This window comes from Gilliamella sp. Pas-s95 (genome assembly GCF_009795795.1).
In the GTDB taxonomy this organism is placed as follows: Bacteria; Pseudomonadota; Gammaproteobacteria; order Enterobacterales; family Orbaceae; genus Gilliamella; species Gilliamella bombicola.
In genome coordinates this window covers 1-22,109 of sequence record NZ_WTFC01000008.1, presented here as the reverse complement: position 1 = coordinate 22,109, position 22,109 = coordinate 1, and the positions used below count along the sequence as shown (strand labels likewise).

General features: G+C 36.9%; 17 protein-coding genes. 8 read left to right on the top strand and 9 right to left on the bottom strand.

Annotation, left to right across the window (positions count from 1 at the left end; genetic code table 11):
• Positions 1–146: 146 nt before the first annotated feature.
• The 5 genes from GQ598_RS03305 to polA form a co-directional block, all read right to left on the bottom strand.
• Positions 147–491: a YdbL family protein gene (locus GQ598_RS03305; protein ID WP_160402346.1), complete on the bottom strand. Its 345-nt coding sequence runs from the start codon at positions 489–491 to the stop codon at positions 147–149.
• A gap of 98 nt (positions 492–589) precedes the next feature.
• The gene (locus GQ598_RS03300) at positions 590–775 is read right to left on the bottom strand and encodes a YnbE family lipoprotein (RefSeq protein WP_160402345.1); all 186 of its coding nucleotides are present in this window, start codon (positions 773–775) and stop codon (positions 590–592) included.
• 11 nt (positions 776–786) lie between these two features.
• Positions 787–2,400 (bottom strand): YdbH domain-containing protein, encoded by a 1,614-nt coding sequence (locus tag GQ598_RS03295; RefSeq protein WP_160402344.1) that lies wholly within the window; start codon positions 2,398–2,400, stop codon positions 787–789.
• 54 nt (positions 2,401–2,454) lie between these two features.
• Positions 2,455–3,885, bottom strand: a complete 1,431-nt coding sequence (gene gltX, locus GQ598_RS03290; RefSeq protein ID WP_160402343.1) for a glutamate--tRNA ligase — start codon at positions 3,883–3,885, stop codon at positions 2,455–2,457.
• 217 nt (positions 3,886–4,102) lie between these two features.
• The gene (polA, locus tag GQ598_RS03285; protein ID WP_160402342.1) at positions 4,103–6,868 is read right to left on the bottom strand and encodes a DNA polymerase I; all 2,766 of its coding nucleotides are present in this window, start codon (positions 6,866–6,868) and stop codon (positions 4,103–4,105) included.
• 206 nt (positions 6,869–7,074) lie between these two features.
• Between polA and folE the strand changes: the two genes are divergently transcribed.
• The 5 genes from folE (at position 7,075) to ispH (ending at position 13,202) form a co-directional block, all read left to right on the top strand.
• Positions 7,075–7,734, top strand: coding sequence for a GTP cyclohydrolase I FolE (folE, locus tag GQ598_RS03280; RefSeq protein WP_091349344.1), 660 nt, complete (start codon positions 7,075–7,077; stop codon positions 7,732–7,734).
• Between the two features lie 155 nt (positions 7,735–7,889).
• Complete coding sequence (ribF, locus tag GQ598_RS03275) at positions 7,890–8,828, top strand: bifunctional riboflavin kinase/FAD synthetase (protein ID WP_160402341.1); 939 nt, start codon at positions 7,890–7,892, stop codon at positions 8,826–8,828.
• A gap of 36 nt (positions 8,829–8,864) precedes the next feature.
• Positions 8,865–11,672, top strand: a complete 2,808-nt coding sequence (gene ileS, locus GQ598_RS03270; protein ID WP_160402340.1) for an isoleucine--tRNA ligase — start codon at positions 8,865–8,867, stop codon at positions 11,670–11,672.
• Between the two features lie 110 nt (positions 11,673–11,782).
• A complete protein-coding gene (gene lspA / locus GQ598_RS03265) occupies positions 11,783–12,253 on the top strand; it encodes a signal peptidase II (protein ID WP_160402339.1) in 471 nt (156 codons plus the stop codon).
• 1 nt (position 12,254) lies between these two features.
• A complete protein-coding gene (ispH, locus tag GQ598_RS03260) occupies positions 12,255–13,202 on the top strand; it encodes a 4-hydroxy-3-methylbut-2-enyl diphosphate reductase (RefSeq protein WP_091349334.1) in 948 nt (315 codons plus the stop codon).
• A 1-nt stretch (position 13,203) separates the two neighbouring features.
• On the opposite strand, the gene GQ598_RS03255 is transcribed toward ispH, so the two are convergent.
• Entirely contained in the window at positions 13,204–13,455 is a 252-nt protein-coding gene (locus tag GQ598_RS03255) for a YfhL family 4Fe-4S dicluster ferredoxin (protein ID WP_160402338.1), read from the bottom strand.
• Positions 13,456–13,759: 304 nt separating this feature from the next.
• Between GQ598_RS03255 and GQ598_RS03250 the strand changes: the two genes are divergently transcribed.
• Positions 13,760–14,917 (top strand): efflux RND transporter periplasmic adaptor subunit, encoded by a 1,158-nt coding sequence (locus tag GQ598_RS03250; protein ID WP_160402337.1) that lies wholly within the window; start codon positions 13,760–13,762, stop codon positions 14,915–14,917.
• A 1-nt stretch (position 14,918) separates the two neighbouring features.
• Entirely contained in the window at positions 14,919–16,886 is a 1,968-nt protein-coding gene (locus tag GQ598_RS03245; protein ID WP_160402336.1) for a MacB family efflux pump subunit, read from the top strand.
• Between the two features lie 97 nt (positions 16,887–16,983).
• Here the strand turns inward: GQ598_RS03245 and GQ598_RS03240 are convergent, their stop codons facing one another.
• Together GQ598_RS03240 and GQ598_RS03235 are read right to left on the bottom strand one after the other, a co-directional pair.
• The gene (locus GQ598_RS03240) at positions 16,984–17,709 is read right to left on the bottom strand and encodes a DsbA family protein (protein ID WP_160402335.1); all 726 of its coding nucleotides are present in this window, start codon (positions 17,707–17,709) and stop codon (positions 16,984–16,986) included.
• Positions 17,710–17,723: 14 nt separating this feature from the next.
• On the bottom strand, positions 17,724–17,993 hold the full coding sequence (locus GQ598_RS03235) for a YihD family protein (RefSeq protein ID WP_091349323.1): 270 nt from the start codon (positions 17,991–17,993) through the stop codon (positions 17,724–17,726).
• A 145-nt stretch (positions 17,994–18,138) separates the two neighbouring features.
• Here GQ598_RS03235 and mobA point away from each other — a divergent pair, with 145 nt between their 5' ends.
• Positions 18,139–18,726: a molybdenum cofactor guanylyltransferase MobA gene (gene mobA, locus GQ598_RS03230; RefSeq protein ID WP_160402334.1), complete on the top strand. Its 588-nt coding sequence runs from the start codon at positions 18,139–18,141 to the stop codon at positions 18,724–18,726.
• Between the two features lie 352 nt (positions 18,727–19,078).
• On the opposite strand, the gene GQ598_RS03225 is transcribed toward mobA, so the two are convergent.
• Positions 19,079–20,593: a hypothetical protein gene (locus GQ598_RS03225; protein WP_160402333.1), complete on the bottom strand. Its 1,515-nt coding sequence runs from the start codon at positions 20,591–20,593 to the stop codon at positions 19,079–19,081.
• Positions 20,594–22,109: the final 1,516 nt, after the last annotated feature.

Here is a 22,109-nt window from a genome sequence, read left to right as displayed (position 1 = left end):
TAGATAAGATTTCATACCATTTTTTATTTTTATTCAATATAAAAAACACTATGAACAGATATTTAAACAAACAGGATACACATTATTGATACACAATAAAAGTGCAATATCATTATACTTTTGTTATTGTTATTAAAAAGCGATAATTATTTTTTTAACCATTGACCTTGTTGTTTAATATATTGACCTGTTGGGGTCTTTTCTTGTGCTTTACTACCGGCCTTTTTTTCTACTTCACTTAAAGGGATATTACTTTCAGCGGATACTTTTTGATACTGTTGTTTACGAGCCTGATTAATCAGTTGTGCAATTTCGGTAGCGTTACCTTCATTTTTCACTACGCCTAAATAACCATCAGCCTGTTCACCAACAATGCCTTGCGCTTTGGCTTGACCTAATGAATCCATCGCTTGTTCTAAATTTAATGCAAATGCAGAAAAAGATAAAACGGCTGATAATAACGTTATTATTACTTTTTTATAGATAGTCATAACAAACTCCTTAATAAATACATCATATTTTATTAATTCGAATGTGGGGCGCCTTTTGTCCACAATCAAATACATCGATCAAAATAGAACCTATTGGTTTAATATAATCCAGATTTATTAATAATATTATCTAACGCCTTATCAACCTTAATATTAATTTCATGGTCTATCTTAACATTCAAATTGATATTAATTGGCTCGCTTGGAGCTTGAACCTTAACTGTTGGTGAACAGCCAATTAACACTCCCGCTAGTACCATCATTACCATAACATTTTGTACCATAAAATAACTCCTTATTTTGAAGATCCCTTTTTTAAATTATCTTCAATACGTTTACGGATAGGCTCGCTAATTTGATCTGACAACTGTAAACTCATAAGCAATTTAGTTATATTTTCTTCAAGATTGATATTTAGATTCACGGCTTTGCCATTTTCGACATCTAAATTGCTGCCTTGAATATTCAATCCTAGTTTAGCAATGTCATTAGCATAATCAACTATACCTTGTAACTTAGTATAATGAAAATTTTTAATAATATCAGTGAGTATTTTCATATTTGGATTACTTTGTGCATAATTTTTCAAGGTTGAATTTTCAAACTGTAAATAACCTTGGTTGATCGTAGCTAACTGACCATTTGTAACGACAAACTTTAATGCTGTTTCGCCCCTTTTCTTTACCTCTAATAAGGTAATAGGTAAAACGCCCTCAATTACGCCCGCACCGGCAAGCCCTTCGGCAGGGTATTTATCAAAAATATCTTTTAGTTGTATCTGTTTTAACCTTAAATTAAATTGTTGGGGTAATTTGTCTAAATTCAATTTATTTTCTTCAATAAAAACTAAACCAGAAAAAACATTAGCTTCAAGCTTACTCCAAGTAACTATACCTTTGCTAGGTGCTTTAAATGAAGCGGAATAACTACCCGCTAATTTTAACTTTTCAAAGGCGATGCCCATATTTACTTCTTGAACATTGAACGCTGGCGTCGAAACCGTAAACTGGTTATCTTTAATAATAATATTAACATCACCTGTCACCGATTTAATTTCACTACTTTTATAAATACCATTAAGCTTATTAACCGTTAGCATTGCTATAACAGACAATTTATTACTATCAAATGGAATTTTTGATTCCAGTTGAATATTCAATTGCCCAGAGGACGATCCAAGAAGTAAATCTTCAGAAAGATTTGCTTTTTCTAAGCTAATTGAGGCTTTATCTGAAGTCGTTAATGCCAATTGATGGGCAGATACCCAACCAGTAAAAGGCAATGTTAAGTTACTATTTTCTAGACCTAATTGATTTAAAGATGTTTTAAAAAGACCGTTTTGTATATCAACACGCGAAGCTGTTTGATTAACAAACAAAGTAGCCGATAATTGTGCGATCTCTTGAGTAGTGGTTGATACATCCAGTTGTACCACTTCTTGCTGTTTACTGATATCGACTTTTAAATCGAATTGTTTTTTATCTTGTTCATAAAATCGCAGTATATCTATATGAATATTCTTAGGTAACCAATAAACAACAGTTGAAATCAAAGAGAGATCAAAATCAGATTGATTAAGATTATCAGTAGCAGTATCAACTACATTTTCGACAGAATCTACGACCGTTTCTGATTGATTTACTTGCCAGTGGATATCCAAATTATTTGCAGATAAATATGACCACGAAATTAACAGATTTTTAGCTGTTATAGAGATTTGAGATTGCTTGCTAACAGTAAGTTCATCAAAAGTAAGCCCTTCAAAACCAATGCTAGCACCATGCCAATCGACCATAATTCCATGTTTCTGCTTAAATGACTGCCAATAGTGCCACCCATATAAGCAAAACAGTACAATCAAAAATAAAATACTAAGTGAGATCCAATAGCGTTTTTTTAAGCGAACCATAGAAGTTCTCGATTTGGCGAAAATAATTGCAGGGATTACCCTGCAATAAATAGATTAATTTTGAGATTGCTCACGCTGAGTAATATATGCCAAAGCTTTATCAATTCTAGCAAGCGTGCGCTTTTTACCAACGGCAAAAACAGTAGCATCAACAGATGGTGATTGCCCGATCCCCGTTACAGCAACACGTAATGGCATCCCAATTTTTCCCATACCGATATCAAGCTCAGCAGCCGTTGCTTCAATAGCATGGTGAATTTTATCAATTTGCCAGTCAAACTGAGCAATAGCTTCAATTTTAGCCTTAATAGTCTCTAATGGCTGTTTAGCCACTGGACGAAGATGTTTTTTAGCTGCATCTGCATCAAAATCAGCAAAGTCTTGATAACAATAACAACAAGATTCAGCCATTTCTTTCAGTGTTTTACAGCGTTCGCCGAATAGCTTAATGATTGTAATAAGATCGGGACCATTAGCTAAATCATAGCCTTGTTGGTTCATATGCCAAACTAAATGCTGAGCAACATAATCTGCATCTAAATGATTAATATAGTGGTGATTTAACCAAAGTAGTTTTTCGGTATTAAAAGCACTAGCTGATTTGCTCACTGCGTCTAATGAAAAGTAGCTAATCATTTCTGGCACTGAGAAAATTTCTTGATCGCCATGCGACCAACCCAAACGAACTAAATAGTTAAGTAATGCTTCGGGTAAATAACCGTCATCACGATATTGCATTACACTGACCGCACCATGACGCTTAGATAGTTTTTGTCCATCATCCCCTAAAATCATCGAAACATGCCCATACTCAGGCAATGGTGCACCTAACGCTTTGAGAATGTTGATCTGACGAGGCGTATTGTTGATGTGATCTTCACCACGAATAACATGGGTAATTTCCATATCCCAATCATCAACAACCACACAGAAATTATAAGTTGGTGAACCGTCTGTGCGACGAATAATAAGATCATCAAGCTCTTTATTGGCGATCTCAATCGGTCCACGGATTAAATCATTAAAGATGACAGTACCATCAATAGGATTAGCAAAACGAACAACATGTGGCTCATCATGAGAATGTTCTTTTTGCACCGAATCACAACGACAATGACCATCGTAACGCGCCTTTTCACCTTTCGCCATCTGTTCTTCACGCAATTTTTCAAGACGTTCTTTAGAACAATAACAACGATAAGCGGTACCTTTAGCTAACATTTCGTCAATAACTAGATTATAACGATCAAAACGTTTAGTTTGATAATAAGGACCTTCATCCCATGATAATTTTAACCAATTCATACCCTCCATTATTGCTTCAATCGCTTCTGGTGTTGAACGCTCAAGATCGGTATCTTCAATACGTAATACAAATGAACCTTTTGCATGACGAGTATAAAGCCAAGAATAAAGCGCTGTACGTGCACCACCTACATGTAAATAGCCTGTTGGACTAGGTGCAAAACGGGTTTTGATTTTCATGAAATAATCCTAATAATAACAGTAAAACGAGCTTAAACAACAAAAAGACTGCTAGCGCCCTTTTCCTTAATTCTGCCAGAATCAACAAGCAAAATAACATGTTGATATCAATTCAATTTAGTTGCTTATTCTAACATGCCGAAAGGTTTCGGCAATAGTTCCATTAATGTTAGACAGTTAGTATTTTATCCTTTTGTTTCACACTGATTTAGAATGATTAATGCGCTTCATCCCAGTTGTCACCCACACCGATATCCACTTTTAGTGGCACGGATAATTGATAGCAATTTTCCATAATTTTTTTAATTTCAGCACAATACTGCTCGATTAGTTCTTCTTTAGCTTCAAATACTAATTCATCGTGAACTTGCATTAACATTCTAATATTGCCGGCAGGCTGACTTTTAATCCACTCACTCATTTTAATCATTGCGGTTTTAATAATGTCTGCCGCTGTACCTTGCATTGGTGCGTTAATTGCCGCCCGCTCCGCTCCTCGACGCTCAATACCATTGGTTGAAGTAATTTTTGATAAATATAAACGTCGACCCGATAAGGTTTCAACATAACCACTCTCAGCAGCCTGCTGGCGAGTCTGCTCCATATAGGTTTGTACACTAGGATAACGTTCAAAATAACGATCAATATAAAATTTGGATTCTTTACGGCTAATATTAATTTGTTTAGATAAACCAAAAGCACTCATACCATAGATTAAACCAAAATTAACCGCTTTAGCGCGCCTTCGTTCTTCAGGCGTTACTTGAGATTCAGGTTTTTCTAAAATTTCGCCTGCTGTCACAAGGTGAATATCTTTGTCGTTGGCAAAAGCGTTAAGTAGGCTTTTATCTTGTGATAAATGAGCCATGATACGTAATTCAATTTGAGAATAATCGGCAGCAATAATCTTATAACCTTTTGGTGCAATAAATGCTTGTCGAATTCGTCGCCCTTCTTCGGTACGCACTGGAATATGTTGTAAATTTGGTTCGTTTGACGATAATCGCCCTGTTACCGTACCGATTTGATTATAATTAGTGTGGATCCGATGATCGATAGGGCTCACCATCAATGGTAATTTATCTGTATATGTGTTTTTTAACTTAGCTAAACTACGATACATTAAAATCATGCGCGGTAATTCGTATTGATTGGCCAGTTCACTCAACACATCTTCACTGGTTGCTGGATCGCCTTTTGGCGTCTTTTTTAAAACTGGTAGTTGATGTTTATCAAATAAAATAGCTCGAATCTGTTTAGGCGAACTAGGATTGAATTTTTCTCCAGCTAGAAATTGTAACCTTTCTTTCAGTTCTTTTAATTTTTTGTTCAACTCAGCAGAGTATTTATTCAATAAATTAGTATCAACCAAAACCCCTGTTCTTTCCATTTCGGCAATCACAATAACTAATGGCATTTCAATATCAGTGAATAGATTTTTTAATTTTTGGTCTTTTTCAAGATTTAGCCATAACTTATTGTGCAATTGTAAAGTAATATCTGCATATTCGGCGGCATATAGTGTAGCTTTTTCTACTTCTATGTCATTGATATTGAGTTGTATTTTCTCAGCTTGAGTTAGCTCTTCATAAGTAATGGTTTTGTGGTTCAAATAGCGGTTTGCCAAACTATCCATATCATAACGTTCAGTACTATTTAATACATAAGATTCAATCATTGTATCAAACGCAATGCCTTGCACGGTTATACCATAATTTGCCAAAACGCTATAATTAAACTTCGCATTTTGGGCGACTTTTTTGATTTCTGGATTTTCAAATATTGGTTTTAATTTATCCAACACCTCATCTATTGGTAACTGTTCTGGAACCCCTAAATACTGATGAGAAATAGGAATATAAGCCGCTTGATTAGATTCAACACTCAACGAAATTCCTACTAATTGAGCATGTACATGATCAATACCATCACTTTCAATGTTAAAAGCAAATTGCTTACAATTTGTTAATGTTGCAATCCATTCATCTAGTTGTTTATTGGTTAATATGCACTGATAATCGTTTGTTTGTAAATCAGGTGCAGATTGTTGCATAAATGAAAGCAAACTATCATCAATAGGGGTATTGTTTTGCTGTTTTAAAAAAGTGCCTGAAATTAGCTCTTTTTGCCAACGATGAAAGCCATGATAATTAAACAGCTCAATGAGTGCTTTAACATCAATATCCCCCAATAATAGCTGTTCACTAGTAAAATCTAATTCAACATCGGTTTTTATCGTCGCAAGTAAATAAGAAAGCTCGGCTTCTTTTTGATTGTCTAATAGTTTTTGTTTTAAGGATTTAGCGCCTCTGATTGTCAATTTTTCAATATCGTCTAACCGATTATAAATATCTTTTAAACCATCAAACTCGGCTAACAAACTTTGTGCGGTCTTTTCACCCACACCAGCAATACCGGGAATATTATCTGACGCATCCCCCCTTAACGCTAAATAATCAATAATCTTGCCAGGCGGCACACCAAATTTATCTATTACGCCTTGCGGATCTAAGGCGGTATCATTCATGGTGTTAACCAATGTAATTTTGTCACTCACTAACTGAGCCATATCTTTATCACCAGTGCTAATCAATACGTCAAGATTTTCCTTTTCTGCTTGTCTAGCTAGTGTACCAATAACATCATCGGCCTCCACCCCATCAATGCAAAGCAGTGGTAAGCCCATTGCTTTTAAAATAGCGTGGATTGGTTCAATTTGTGGGCGAAGACTCTCAGGCATCACTTCACGTGTTGCTTTATATTCAGAATAAATTTCGTTACGGAAAGAGCCACCTTTAGCATCAAATACCACAGCAACATGAGAAGAATTATATTGATTAATCAAACTGCGAATCATATTAATCACACCAACAATAGCCCCTGTGGGTTCACCTCTGGCATTGGTTAACGGAGGACATGCAAAAAAAGCACGATAAATATAAGCAGAGCCATCAATTAAGATAATCGGTGTGTTATTTAGCATTACAGTCACCTAAACGTTATTCAATACAATTGTTTAAGTAGTATAACCTAATTAAAAATAATATTCTTACGAAGAACCATTATATAATGTAAAGAATTTTCAAAAAAGTATAAATGTTTCACATATAAAACCATATGTAAACGACTATATATTGTATAAAGAGTATTATATAATATTGTATCTATTTTCGCCTGAGTATGTAATAAATGACAGAATTAAGTCTTGCTGCGCAAAAAGTAAAAGCGGCGCTTGCGGCTAAAAACCTTGAAACACCATCATGCCGATTAGCAATGGATAATGGTGAACGCAAAGAAAAAATCGAAGCTCATTTTCGTGAAATAATGAAACTTATGGAACTCGATTTGACAGATGATAGCCTTGCAGAAACACCTCATCGAGTATCAAAGATGTATGTTGATGAGATTTTTTCAGGTCTTTATTATGAAAATTTTCCTAAAATCACGCTAATCGAAAATAAAATGCAAGTTGACGAAATGATAACCGTCCGCGACATCACTTTAACCAGTGTTTGTGAGCATCATTTTGTAACAATAGACGGCAAAGCGACGGTTTCTTATATCCCCAAAGACAAAGTGATTGGACTGTCAAAAATCAATCGCATTGTTGAGTTTTTCTCACAGCGTCCTCAAGTACAAGAACGACTAACCCAACAAATTTTAGTTGCGCTACAAACATTACTTGGCACAGTCAATGTTGCTGTTTCCATTGATGCCACCCACTATTGCGTAAAAGCAAGAGGCATTAAAGACTCAAGCAGTATGACAACAACAACAGCGCTTGGTGGTGGATTTAAGACTAATCCAAGCACAAGACAAGAGTTTTTACGCACGTTAAATCACTATTAATCATTCGATGCTATTTGGTACTGTCAATACAGTACCTCTTCCTTAAGCTATCACAAAAACCAAACATCTAGCGCAAAAAGCCACTTTATATTGCGTGCATCTTAAAGAAAGATTGGTATAATTCTGGGCTACTCAATATAAATAACATTGTTTTCATGAAGATTATCCGTGGTATAACTAATTTAAAAAATCAATTCTCTCAATGTGTTTTAACCTTGGGAAATTTTGATGGCGTTCATCTAGGGCACCAGCAATTAATTAACCATATTATTAAACAAGGAAAAAAGAGAAACTTGCCTACGGTTGTGATGTTATTTGAGCCTCAACCACTAGAGTTTTTTACACAAGATAGTGCACCTTCACGGTTAACTTCATTTCAAGAAAAAGTCATTTTTATTGAAAAGTTAGGTGTTGACTATATTCTTGTTATTCCATTTACAAAAAAATTTGCCCACATGTCAGCGAATCATTTCATCCAAGATTGGTTGATTAATAAGCTACAAGCTAAATATATTACTATTGGTGATGATTTTCGATTTGGATTTGACCGTAAAGGGAATATCAATCTTCTGCAACAATATGCGCACAACAACGACTTTATAGTAGAAAGCATGCCAACATTTGTTTGGAATAATTTCCGCATAAGTAGTACTGCCGTTCGCCAAGCACTTTTAAATAGTGATTTTGAATTGGCTCATTGTCTGTTAGGGCGTAATTATACAATACAAGGTCGCGTAGTCCATGGTAATGCTTTAGCTAGACAATTAGGATTCCCAACAGCCAACATTCACCTACACCGAAAAAAGCCTGCGCTACAAGGTGTCTATTTTGTTAAAGTCAAAAATATCTGTAACAACCAACATTATCATGGTATCGCCAATATTGGTTTAAGACCAACCATTAATGGAAAAAAGGCTATTTTAGAAGTGAATATATTTGACTTTTCTGAGGATATTTATGGACAATATTTAGACATAACATTCGTCCAAAAATTACGTGATGAGAAAAAATTTGATTCATTAACAGATTTAAAACAACAAATTACACAAGATATTTGCACTGCGAAAAAGATCAGTGCACAATTAACCAATTAAAAGTAGTATCAACAAATTTAACTGGAATAAATCAGCATGACAGACTATAAAAACACATTGAATTTACCTGAAACAGGATTTCCAATGCGAGGCGATCTCGCTAAACGCGAACCTGCAATGTTACAAAATTGGTACGATAAAGAGCTTTATCGCAAAATCCGCCAAGTGAAAAAAGGCAAAAAAGCCTTTATTTTGCATGATGGTCCTCCTTATGCAAACGGTAAACTTCATATTGGTCACGCTGTTAATAAAATTATCAAAGATATCATTATCAAATCAAAAGGCTTAAGCGGTTATGATTCCCCGTATATTCCAGGATGGGATTGTCATGGCTTACCAATTGAACAAAAGGTCGAAGAGCAAGTTGGTAAGCCTGGGGTTAAAGTATCTCCGGCTGAATTTCGCCAAATTTGCCGTGATTATGCAGCCTCACAAGTTGAACTACAAAAAGCCGATTTTATTCGTATGGGCGTACTTGGTGATTGGCAAAACCCTTATCGCACCATGAATTATGATACAGAAGCCAACATTATTCGTGCTTTAGGTAAAGTGATTGAAAATGGTCATTTAGTTAAAGGCGCAAAACCAGTTTATTGGTGTACTGATTGTATGTCTTCTTTAGCGGAAGCCGAGGTTGAATATTATGATAAATCATCACCAGCAATCGATGTAAAATTTAAAGCTGTTGATAATCAAGCTGTCGCAAAAAAATTTGGTATCAATACCGATTTAACCATTTATGCAGTTATCTGGACAACTACGCCTTGGACATTACCAGCTAGCCGAGGGATTGCTTTAAATGCAGATTTTGAATACCAACTCGTTCAAATCAATGATAAAGAGTGCTTAATCTTAGCCACTGATTTAGTTGAAACAGTGATGAAGCGAGCTAATATCAGCGAATGGAAAGTGTTAGGTAGCTGTCAAGGCAATGCACTTGAGTTATTACGCTTTAAGCACCCATTCCTTGATTTTGACGAGCCGGTTGTGCTTGGCGATCACGTAACTATTGATGCCGGTACGGGTGCTGTGCACACTGCACCAGGTCACGGTACAGAAGACTTTATAGTAGGACAAAAATACGGGCTAGAAGTAGCTAACCCTGTTGGTGGAAATGGCTGTTACTTACCGGGAACAGGCGCAGGGCTAGATGGTCTATTTGTGTTCAAAGCAAACAAAGTAGTCGTTGAAATATTAAAAGAACACAACGCATTATTACACTTTGAAAATATTGAACATAGTTATCCATGCTGCTGGCGTCATAAAACCCCTGTTATTTACCGAGCAACACCGCAATGGTTTATCAGCATGGAAAAACAAGGTTTACGGGCACAATCATTAAAAGAGATCAAACAAGTTCGTTGGATCCCTGATTGGGGACAAGCTCGCATTGAAACCATGGTTGCTAATCGTCCAGACTGGTGTATTTCGCGTCAACGAACATGGGGCGTGCCTATGACGTTGTTTGTTCATAAAGAAACAGAAGAACTTCATCCAGATACGTTAGCATTAGTTGAAAAAGTCGCTAAATTAGTTGAACAAAATGGCATTCAAGCTTGGTGGGATGCTGATATTAAAGATCTCTTAGGCCCTGATGCTGATGATTATCGCAAAGTGCCTGATACATTAGATGTTTGGTTTGATTCAGGATCTACTTTTTCGTCAGTGGTTCGCGTTCGCCCAGAATTTGAAGGACATGAAGCCGACATGTATTTAGAAGGCTCAGATCAACACCGTGGTTGGTTTATGTCTTCATTAATGTTATCAACAGCAATTGATAACAAAGCACCTTACAAACAAGTATTGACTCATGGTTTTGTGGTTGATGGGCAAGGACGCAAAATGTCTAAATCGCTTGGTAACATTGTAACTCCACAAGATGTAATGAATAAACTTGGTGCCGACATCTTACGTTTATGGATTGCCTCAACGGATTATTCTGGCGAAATGAACTATTCAGATGAAATCATCAAACGTTCCGCTGATAGTTACCGCCGAATTCGTAATACTGCACGCTTCTTACTGGCGAATTTAAATGGTTTCGATCCAGAGAAAGATATGGTCAAACCAGAAGATATGGTTGTCCTCGATCGCTGGGCGGTTAGTATGGCAAAAGAAGCTCAAGAACAAATCATTCAGGCTTATGAAAATTATGATTTCCATAAAGTGGTACAACGAATTATGCAATTTTGCTCAATTGAGATGGGATCATTCTATTTAGATATCATCAAAGATCGTCAGTACACAGCGAAAAGCGACAGCATCGCTCGCCACAGTTGTCAAACTGCGTTATATCATATTGCACAAGCATTAGTTCGCTGGATCGCGCCGATTTTATCATTTACTGCCGATGAAATTTGGCAATATCTACCTAGTTCAGAAAAATCGGAATTTGTATTTGAAGATGAATGGTATTGCTCACTGTTTACGTTATCAGATAACGAAGCGTTAAATAGCGAATATTGGGCGAAAATTTTAACTATTCGTAGTGAAGTAAATAAAGTACTTGAGCAAGGTCGTAATGACAAAGTGATCGGTGGTGCACTTGAAGCTGCCGTTACACTTTATGCTAATGAAGATATTGCTACGGCATTAGCTAAGTTAGAAAACGAATTACGCTTTGTTTTACTCACATCACAAGCGAGTGTAAAACCATTACAAACAGCGCCAGAAAATGCCGTACAAAGTGACATACAAGGTCTAAAAATTGAACTTACTAAAGCACAAGGCGATAAATGCCCTCGTTGTTGGCACTATACCGTCGATAATGAGCCAACAACACATTTATGTAAACGTTGTGAAGAAAATATTCACGGCCAAGGCGAAGTGCGGCATTTTGCATAATGCTAAGCTATTTAGCACATTAAAATAAGCTATAGCGACGCCTTATAGCTATCTAGTACCTTTTCCGCCGACAATTGTCGGCGGAAATATAATAATGAGCACAGACTTATATGAAAAAAGATAATGGACTTTACTGGTTATTATTTGCAATCCTTGTTTTTATCACTGATATCGCAAGTAAATTTTGGATTTTAAATAACTTCTCACTATTTGAATCGGTGAACCTCTTACCCTTCTTCTCAATTACTTATGTACGTAATATTGGTGCTGCCTTTAGCATTTTTGAGGGCCAACGAATGATGCTTGCTGCTATCGCCTTAATTATTAGTGCTGTAATTTTGCATATGTTATACCGCAATACTCGCCAGCAAAAATTAGAAAACTTTTCATTATCGCTAATTTTAGGTGGCGCACTAGGTAATTTATTTGATCGCCTTTATCATGGTTTTGTCGTCGACTTTCTTGATGTCAATTTTGGTGATTGGCACTATCCAACCTTTAATATCGCAGACTGTGCCATTTGCGTAGGTATTGGATTATTTATTTTCTATAGTTATAAAAAACCGAAGAAGACCGTATAATATGCAAATTATTTTAGCCAATCCTCGTGGTTTTTGTGCTGGTGTTGATCGAGCTATCACCATCGTTGAACGTGCACTAGAACTCTTTGGAGCACCGGTCTATGTACGCCACGAGGTTGTACATAATCGCTATGTTGTTAATCGTCTAAAAGAGTTAGGGGCGATTTTTATTGAAGATATTAGCGAAGTACCTGATAACACCATTCTTATATTTTCAGCACATGGCGTGTCTAAAGCGATCCGAGAGGAGGCAAAACAACGTAAACTCCGCATTTTTGATGCAACTTGTCCACTCGTAACCAAAGTACATATGGAAGTTGCTCGATCAAGCTATCGTGGCGAAGAAGTCATTTTAATCGGTCATGCTGGTCACATCGAAGTAGATGGTACAATGGGGCAATATAGCAATCCCGAAGGTGGCATCTATTTAATCGAATCAATTGATGATGTGAAAACACTGCAAGTAAAAAACGAAAATCATCTTTGCTTTACCACACAAACAACGTTATCGGTTGATGATACAGCCGAAATCATTACTGCTTTAAAAAAACGTTTTCCTAATATTCGCAGTCCTCGCAAAAATGATATCTGCTATGCTACAACCAATCGCCAGCAAGCAGTGAAACAACTATCATCACACGCAGACATTGTTTTAGTCGTAGGCTCTAAAAATTCATCTAATTCAAATCGCCTAGCCGAGCTAGCAAGGCGAAACAGCAAGCAAGCTTATTTAATTGATTTTGCATCTGACATCAAAAAAGAATGGCTAGTAAATACACATACGATAGGTGTAACGGCAGGCGCTTCTGCACCTGAGATTTTAGTGCAACAGGTGATTGATCATTTAAAAAGCTTAGGTTGCACATCTCTTATTGAAACAGATGGCATTTTAGAAAATATCACTTTTGAAATTCCAAAAGAACTTCGAATTGACATTAAATCAACTTGAATTAAGAAGACTTCAGTCCCTCAAATTTTACTAATAATTCTTCTTTTGTTTCAATATATTCAGGATCAGCAATAATCGCATTTTGAATCGGACAAACTCGCTGACAAGTCGAATGATCATAATATCCCACACACTCAGTACATTTATTGGGATCGATTTCGTACGTGTCAAATCCCATTGAAATAGCCTCGTTTGGGCACTCTGGTTCACACATATCACAATTAATACATTTGCTAGTTATTTTTAATGCCATTACAGTTTATCTTTACCGACTCTAAAAAATTTGCGACATTATAGCGCAATCGCTAATAAATCCGAATAAGGATCCTATTATTGCTTGTTGAACAACATACTTACTAGTAAAAAATGCCGATTAAACATATATTTTATGTATCATAAGCAATAACTTATATCGGGTATATTTTCATAATTATTACAATTTATTAAGAATGGTTATCAATAGCATTTAGTTTATTGCGATAGAATGTTAAAATCATAATAAGAACATTAAAGGATAAAAAAGATTGTTAAAATTGATAAAAATTAAATATATATTTATGGCTATTGCCACTTTTGTAATCATTTGTATTGCATATTTAATCACATCACGTTCAGAACTGACAGTCAATTACATTACATCGCCTGTAACAAAAAACAATATTGAAAAAACAGTACTGGCCGATGGCACAATTAGTGCCTTTAAACAAGTTAGTGTTGGTGCTCAGGTTTCTGGTCAAATAAAAAAACTCTATGTTGAGTTAGGCGATGAAGTTAAACAAGGCGATATGATTGCCGAAATCGACGATCTAAAACAAAGCAACGATTTAAAACAATCAGAAGCCTCACTTAATAGTTTAGAAGCACAACGTGAAGCCAAAAAGGCAAGACTAATCAACTATCAGTTAACCTATGATCGTCAGCACAAACTGGTCAGTAAGGGAGTGGGTATTCAATCGGATTTGGATACAGCAAAAGCCGAACTTGATGCAATCAAAGCCGATATTGCTGCGCTTAATGCCGACATAGTTAAGGCGCAAGTTGCGGTGGATACCGCGAAAGTTAACTTAGGATATACTAAAATCCGCTCGCCCATTGATGGTGTAATTGTCGCAATTCCAGTCGATGAAGGACAAACAGTAAACTCCGTCCAAAGTGCACCAACCATTGTTAAAGTAGCTCAGCTTGATAAAATGACGATTGAAGCGCAAATTTCTGAAGCCGATGTGGTCAATGTCAAAAAAGGCATGCCAGTTTATTTTACCATTTTAGGACAGCCTAATAGACGTTTTGATGGCTTAACACTACGCGCCATAGAGCCGGCACCAGATTCAATTAATACCGAGACAACCTTATCAAGCTCATCTTCATCAACAAAAAGCGCAATTTATTACAATGGATTATTTGATGTGGACAATCCTGATCATATTTTAAGAATTTCAATGACAGCACAAGTCTATATTGTCCTATCTGAAGCAAAAGATGTATTAACCATTCCTTCTCAAGCAGTCCAAAAAAAATTAGGCAATAATAAAGCCATTGTTTATCTATTAAATAAAAATAAAGAAATTGAAGAACACGAAGTTATTTTAGGTATCGATAATAACATCAATGTTGAAATAAAATCGGGTATAAAAGAGGGTGATATTGTTGTAGTAAGTAGTACTAATGGAGCATCAATAGGTAATAATGCAAGATCCCCAAGGATTCGATTCTAATATGGCAAATAATACACCTCTTATCAAACTTGAAAATATTGTTCGTGAATTTCCAGCAGGCGATTCAACCATACAAGTTCTTAAAGGCATCAATCTGACAATTAATGCTGGTGAAATGGTGGCAATTATTGGAGCATCAGGATCGGGTAAATCCACGTTAATGAATATATTAGGCTGCCTAGATAAACCAACTACTGGCACCTACTCCATTGGCGGACGAACAACGAGTAAATTGTCACTTGACGAGCTTGCCGAATTACGTCGTGAGCATTTTGGTTTCATCTTTCAACGTTATCATTTATTAAATGCACTAACTGCACAAGGCAATGTAGAAATCCCAGCCATTTATGCTGGTGTAACCAGTGAACAACGGCAAAAAAGAGCGAACGAAATTTTAACACGTTTAGGGCTTGCCGATAAAATACATAATAAGCCTAGCCAGTTATCTGGTGGTCAACAACAACGCGTCAGTATTGGCCGAGCTTTAATTAATGGTGGACAAATCATTTTAGCCGATGAACCAACCGGAGCCCTCGACCGCAAAAGTGGCCTAGAAGTGATGGCCATATTACAAGAGTTACACCAACAAGGCCACACAGTTATTATTGTCACACATGATTCAAATATAGCCCAAAATGCCCAGCGAATTATTGAAATTAGTGACGGTAATATTATTTCTGATTCCATTAACCCCAAATACCAATCTGAACAAAGTGATAGTCGTCAAATTAAACAAATCGAAGCGACTAAAACCCAAGATAACTTCTTGGCAAAATATTATCGTTTTCGTGACGCTTTTAAGATGGCCATATTATCAATGCTCTCACAGCGATTACGTACTGTATTAACGATGTTAGGTATCATTATTGGTATTGCTTCTGTGGTATCAGTCGTTGCATTAGGACAAGGCACAAAGCAGAAAATTTTATCTAACATTAATTCGTTAGGAACAAGCACACTTGAAATCTATGCAGGCTCAGGCTTTGGCGATCGCAATGCAGATAAAATCACGACACTACGCTCATCTGATGCTGACTTTTTGGCGCAACAAAGTTTTGTTCACAGCACCACACCAAATCTTGCAACCAGTGTTTATTTTCGAATTAACAACTTAGCGGTAACAGGAACAGTAAACGGCGTTGGAGAGCAATTCTTTGCCGTTCGTGGTTATACTATTTCTCAAGGAAAATCGTTTGATGAAACCAGTATTATTACTTCAGCACAAGATGCGGTAATTGATGAAAACACCGTTAAACGACTATTTGCAGATCAAAACCCTATTGGAAAAATTTTAATGGCCGGCCAGCTACCTGTAAGAATCATTGGTGTTGCAACTAAACAACAACAAGGGTTTGGTAGTAATGAAAGCTTGAATATTTGGTTACCTTATACCACCGTTATTAATCGGATGGTGGGTCAAACCTCGTTAAAAAGCATCACAGTACGCGTTAAAGATCATGTCGATTTATCAATTGCAGAACAAGCCATTAATCAAATCATGTTAAAACGACATGGCACAAAAGACTTTTTCATCTTCAACTCAGACAATATACGAGAAACCATTAACTCATCAGCTTGGGTAATGACACTCTTGGTTTCAGCTATAGCACTCATTTCACTTATTGTGGGAGGCATTGGCGTGATGAATATTATGCTAGTATCGGTCACAGAAAGAACGCGAGAAATTGGCGTACGTATGGCTGTTGGTGCGCGTTCAAGCGACATATTACAACAATTTTTAATTGAAGCCGTATTAGTTTGTTTAACCGGTGGCACAATAGGTATTTTACTTTCGTTTACCATTGGATTTATTTTTAACGCTTTTGTTACATCATTTGCCATGAGTTTTTCCTTACTTGCCATTGTTGCGGCATTTAGCTGCTCAAGCATAATTGGCATTATCTTTGGTTACTTCCCTGCAAAACGTGCCGCAAAACTCGATCCTATTTATGCATTAGAGCGAGAATAGCCATCCAACTATCATAAAAAAATCCCTTTGCACAAAATAATGATGCAAAGGGATTTAAAAATTAATTGATACAGGTTTCTTTAACCCTGATAATCAGTTATTTTTTATTAGAGTTCGTTTTGTCTTCTATTTTTGCATTAGGATCTAATCCAGCAACAAATGCAGTCACTCTTGCATAATCATTAATAAATGCTGAATCACTAGTTATATTAAGTTGATTTGCTATGATAAAAAACTTACGATTAACAATAACAGTAGGAATAGACTCTGGTTTCATCTCTCTAATCGCATCACTTTGTTGTGCCATAAACGCTTTAACTAAAAAGCTATCTTTCGTTTTATCATACACTTCAGCACTGATACCTAATTTTTCAAAAACCGCTTTAATATCATCAGCTTTTTTTATTGTTTTATCTTTTTGAACTGCATTATAAAGTGCATCTGAAGCTTTATCTTGAATACCAAGTACATTAGCCACCGCCCATGCTTCCGAAAGCTCTTTAGCTAATAACCCAAAGTTTTCTAAATGGTAACGTTTAAATTTAACGCCTTCTGGCAAAGCCTTACTAATAGTTTGTGAGCCATTATTTTGTATTTCAAATCTAAAACAGCTTGGGCAATTAAACGAAAAGAACTCAATAACTTCTTTATCGGGTGATGGATTAGTTGGCAGTGCTGCATATTGTTTGCCTAATTCGATCGGCGCTGGTGCATTGGTAGAGGCAGTTTGTGATTCATCGGTTTTAGTTATTGTTTTTCCTTCATCGGCAAAACAACTTACAGAAGAAAACAAAATACTAATTGCAATAAGTGTTTTTTTCATTTTAATAATTCTCCTTATTCTTTTATAATTCCACGAGCTTTTAACAATGCGGATTTAAAATCTTCTTCATAATCTTTTTTTAGACCAGGAATAGCTTCATTCTTATCCGAACCCCGCATTTTTAAATGATAAATTAAAACTTCATCGCTCAAATCTTTTAATTCACCTTCAAAACCAGCCTCTTGACCTAATTTAGCTAAAAATTGTAATAAGTTAAGATCAGAATCGCTTTCCCATGCGGGTTGCAATAATTCCACTACTTCATCAATACGATGACATTTCATAATTGTTACCTTTAGTAGATCTTCAAACCTTTCGAAGATAATGATAAATAAGCAATCATCAAAAAATGATACGCTACGACTTGCAATAACTTTGCTATATAGTAATGTTATTTTGTTTTTTCGCAACGTAAAAGAGAAATAATTTATGGAAAAACCCTCTATTACTGCAATCATTCTAGCCGGTGGTAAAAGTACCCGCATGAATGGCAACGACAAAGGACTGTTATTATTACAACAAAAACCACTTTATCAACATGTTATTGATCGCATCCAACCTCACGTTGACGCGCTCATGATTAATTGTAATCGCCATATCCAACAATACCAAAAAGCAGGTTATCCTGTATTTAGTGACGATCTGGCAGGATTTTGTGGGCCGTTATCGGGTATTTATAGTGGCTTACTACGCAGCAAAACCGATTGGAACTTATTTATCAGTTGTGACACGCCTTTTTTGCCAGATGATTTAATTGACCGCTTAGCTGTTTATACGGCAAATAACAGTGCTATTTATCCATATGATGGACAATATCACCATCCAACCATCTTGCTTATTCATAAAACAACTATTCCACAGCTACAAGCTTATTTAGAACAAGGTGAACGTAAGCTGATGCTGTTTTTAGAACAAATCAGTGCTAAATCTGTTGATTTTAGTGATAAAGCAGCTTGTTTTATCAATATCAATACGGTAGAGGAGCTTAATGCATTTAATCAGAAAGTAAATAAATAATATTTTTCGATTTTTGACGTTTTTTGGGTGGATGGAATGAATTAGGTACAGTGGTTTTGGACGTTTTGACCTTTGGTAAACAAAATAGCTACCGTGATCACCTCCAAATTAGGGAATTATGAATTCCCTAACTACCCACGCTCTAGCTACAGAATATGGTCTGAAGTTACCCTGCATCGTCGATCAGATGGAGGCGCTTTTTTGACTTTTAGTGATTAAAGCACAAAGCTCGCAGATCAATCCGGCTCAGCGTCTCAACTACATGGGGAGGGCGCTGTTCTTTGATAGATTATCTTCTATCTGCACTATAACAGCCCCCCGTGGCTAATGATTAAGAACTAAAAAATAAAAGTTAAGGTGTGGTGCAAAAAACGGTAACCCGATTGTTATCTATGTTGGAGACGTAGCCGTTTTGGGCGACTTTGAATACCCCGTCACTTGTCCAGTAGAAGGCCAAGATGTAGCCGTAATCAAGCATGCGGCCCCACTCTGAGAAAAATGCACCTATTTGTCGCTGGTAAAGATTATTAGGTGAAGACGGCGTAGCGCCGACAGAACCTTGGCAATGACTTCCTGAGTACTCACCAGAACAAGCCGCATTAGTTAAATCCTTCACATGTGGCAAACGATAACCCAAACCACTACACCAAGAGGATTGGTTAGACTGAGTATCGAATTTATCCGATCGATAGACGAACCAATGCTTCAACACAAATCCATACCTCATCTCATTACCACGACTATCCCTTCCCACCAACTCAAATGTCTGCGGCAAAGGTGGTACACTTAAAGGACTAGGATTATCTGACTGTATTTGAGCGCTATCCGCCTTAGGACCATTTAACATTACCCGTGTTACATAACTGGATTTATCATAAATCCAACCATCGTGGGGGTAGGATTGATTTGGCATTGTCCAACTCACCGTTGCTCTTATACTACCATTCGTGACAACAGACCACGTCAACTGACTTGCATCAACTCCATCTATGAGTAAATCAAAATACAATCCATCAGCACCCGTTGTTGGGAAATTACGATCATAGGATGATGGACTTGTTGACTGCGTTAGAAAACCCTTATAAGGATTCCATATATTAGATGGGCCAGCGTATTCGGGCAGATCGGTAGCCATTCTTCCACCGCCAAATATCAAATTAGGCCTTGCTAATTTCACAAACCCACAGATGATTGATGCATTCACACTGATATAATACTCCACATAACTACCATTGAAAGTACTACTATTAGGAACACCATACTGTGTTGATAAACTACCACTTGTACTACTTAATGTTACCTTGTAAGGAACATCACAAGCACTTAATGTTTCACTACGACTTACCGCATTACCATTCTTATCGGTAATACTCACCGATAAACTTCCAGTCGCAGTCACACCATTAGCACCCTGACCATCCCCATCATCATCTCCCCAATTACCTAGAGTGATTAGGTCATTTAAACTCACTGAATTTACCCCCGACGGCACCGCCATGTGTATATCATTAAAGGTACTTCCATTGTTTAACCTTATCGGATTTGTCAAACTTGAGGTATTAGTTAATGGAGTAATGGTACTACCATCAGGCAACTCAATAGCCAATAATGTGTCAGTTGTTGTTGCCTTAGTTCGACCCCCATCAAACATTATATATGGCGCAGTACCCTCAATAGCTTTTGATGTATAAACCGATAACGCCTGTACACTAAATGAAGAAAATAATAACAAAGGTGATAAAAATATTGACCTCAGCAAGAATGCTAATAATTTCGCTACATTCATAGGTAAAAATAAAGCTCGTGAAGAATCTTGATGACTACAACTTTGATAACCAAAAAGATATGCTGAGGAATTACAATACATAACAACCGACCTGTTAAGTGAATTTTTTATAAGAATTTTAGAATTATTTGCTCATTTAATTGGTCGGACTTTTGTCCGATTGCAAAAATTATATTCTGCATCAGAATAAACAACTAGCTTTTTTTGTTGATTTTTGTAAAGTTTTGTATGGAAGTGATGTCTTAGAGAACGTTTTTTTATGTTGTTTTGAGTAAAAACAATCAAAAAAAATTTTAATAAAATCAGTATCTTTCCTGACCGATTTTTGGCGGAAAATTAGGTCTTTTTTGTTCTGGTGCATAGAATGAATTAGGTGCAGTGGTTTCGGACGTTTTAACCTTGGGTGAACAAAATAGCTATTGTGACCACGTCCGAGTTAGGGGATTTTTTGCGAAATCCCCTAAAAACCCCGCGCAAGGCTGCAGAATGTGGCCTTCGACACTACTCGTATCATCCTGATACTCGCCTCTACGAGGCCATCTTCGCTGTGCTCAGATGTTCAAATTTGTTCCAGACAAATTTGTCCGACGCCGCCGCTCGGTCTTAACGCACCGTTTGTGGACGCGTTCCCGACGCGCCACAAACTCGCCAAACATCCTTGTTTGGCGTGCTAACCTCGCTCTGTTGTCGGCACATTCTGACGCCGGAATAGGACAAACAATATAGCCATCGTTTTTGGGATGGGTTGTTGTGTTTTCATTAGGCGGTTTTTGTAAAAAAACAGCCCAAAAAAACTTTAATAAAATCAATACGTTTTCTGACTGATTTTTGGCGGAAAATCAGGACATTTTGTTTTGGTGAATAGAATAAATTAGGTGCGGTGGTTTCGGACGTTTTGACCTTGGGTGGACAAAATAGCTACAGTGACCACGTCCGAGTTAGGGAATTTAAAGCGAATTCCCTAACAACCCACGCTTTGGCTGCAGAATGTGGCCTGCGGCTACCCTCCGCCGCCGCTCGGTCTTAACGCACCGTTTGTGGACGCGCTCCCGGCGCACCACAAACTCGCCAAACGTCCTGTTTGGCGTGCTAACCTCGCTCTGTTGTCGGCACATTCTGACGCCGGAATAAGACAAATAACATAATCATCGTTTTTTGGGATGGGCTGTTGTGTTTTTATAAGGCGGTTTTTGTTAAAAAAACAACCAGAAAAAAACTTTAATAAAATCAGTACCTTTTCTAACCACTTTTTGAGTGGTTAAATGGCTGTTATTAAAGTGCTCTATTCGTAGTTTTGTTGATTTGTTAGTTGCCGGCCCTTGCTTAGGCTGTGTAAGCAGTTGATTTAGCTTAAAAACAGCAAAACAAAAACTTTAATAAAATCAATAACTTTTCTGACCACTTTTTGGATGTAATTGCATTGCTTTTTAATACAAAAACAACTCACAAAAAAACACCTAAGATTATGTTGTCTGTCTTGTTCCGGCGTCAGAATGTGCCGACAACAGAGCAAGGTTAGCACGCCAAACAGGGATGTTTGGCGAGTTTGTGGTGCGCCGGGAGCGCGTCCACAAACGGTGCGTTAAGACCGAGCGAC

What these genes read in the sequence shown, in the direction of transcription:
- GQ598_RS03305 (WP_160402346.1), bottom strand. Translation starts at nt 491, where the DNA reads ATGACTATCTATAAAAAAGTAATAATAACGTTATTATCAGCCGTTTTA.
- GQ598_RS03300 (WP_160402345.1), bottom strand. Translation starts at nt 775, where the DNA reads ATGGTACAAAATGTTATGGTAATGATGGTACTAGCGGGAGTGTTAATT.
- GQ598_RS03295 (WP_160402344.1), bottom strand. Translation starts at nt 2,400, where the DNA reads ATGGTTCGCTTAAAAAAACGCTATTGGATCTCACTTAGTATTTTATTT.
- gltX (WP_160402343.1), bottom strand. Translation starts at nt 3,885, where the DNA reads ATGAAAATCAAAACCCGTTTTGCACCTAGTCCAACAGGCTATTTACAT.
- polA (WP_160402342.1), bottom strand. Translation starts at nt 6,868, where the DNA reads ATGCTAAATAACACACCGATTATCTTAATTGATGGCTCTGCTTATATT.
- folE (WP_091349344.1), top strand. Translation starts at nt 7,075, where the DNA reads ATGACAGAATTAAGTCTTGCTGCGCAAAAAGTAAAAGCGGCGCTTGCG.
- ribF (WP_160402341.1), top strand. Translation starts at nt 7,890, where the DNA reads ATGAAGATTATCCGTGGTATAACTAATTTAAAAAATCAATTCTCTCAA.
- ileS (WP_160402340.1), top strand. Translation starts at nt 8,865, where the DNA reads ATGACAGACTATAAAAACACATTGAATTTACCTGAAACAGGATTTCCA.
- lspA (WP_160402339.1), top strand. Translation starts at nt 11,783, where the DNA reads ATGAAAAAAGATAATGGACTTTACTGGTTATTATTTGCAATCCTTGTT.
- ispH (WP_091349334.1), top strand. Translation starts at nt 12,255, where the DNA reads ATGCAAATTATTTTAGCCAATCCTCGTGGTTTTTGTGCTGGTGTTGAT.
- GQ598_RS03255 (WP_160402338.1), bottom strand. Translation starts at nt 13,455, where the DNA reads ATGGCATTAAAAATAACTAGCAAATGTATTAATTGTGATATGTGTGAA.
- GQ598_RS03250 (WP_160402337.1), top strand. Translation starts at nt 13,760, where the DNA reads ATGGCTATTGCCACTTTTGTAATCATTTGTATTGCATATTTAATCACA.
- GQ598_RS03245 (WP_160402336.1), top strand. Translation starts at nt 14,919, where the DNA reads ATGGCAAATAATACACCTCTTATCAAACTTGAAAATATTGTTCGTGAA.
- GQ598_RS03240 (WP_160402335.1), bottom strand. Translation starts at nt 17,709, where the DNA reads ATGAAAAAAACACTTATTGCAATTAGTATTTTGTTTTCTTCTGTAAGT.
- GQ598_RS03235 (WP_091349323.1), bottom strand. Translation starts at nt 17,993, where the DNA reads ATGAAATGTCATCGTATTGATGAAGTAGTGGAATTATTGCAACCCGCA.
- mobA (WP_160402334.1), top strand. Translation starts at nt 18,139, where the DNA reads ATGGAAAAACCCTCTATTACTGCAATCATTCTAGCCGGTGGTAAAAGT.
- GQ598_RS03225 (WP_160402333.1), bottom strand. Translation starts at nt 20,593, where the DNA reads ATGTATTGTAATTCCTCAGCATATCTTTTTGGTTATCAAAGTTGTAGT.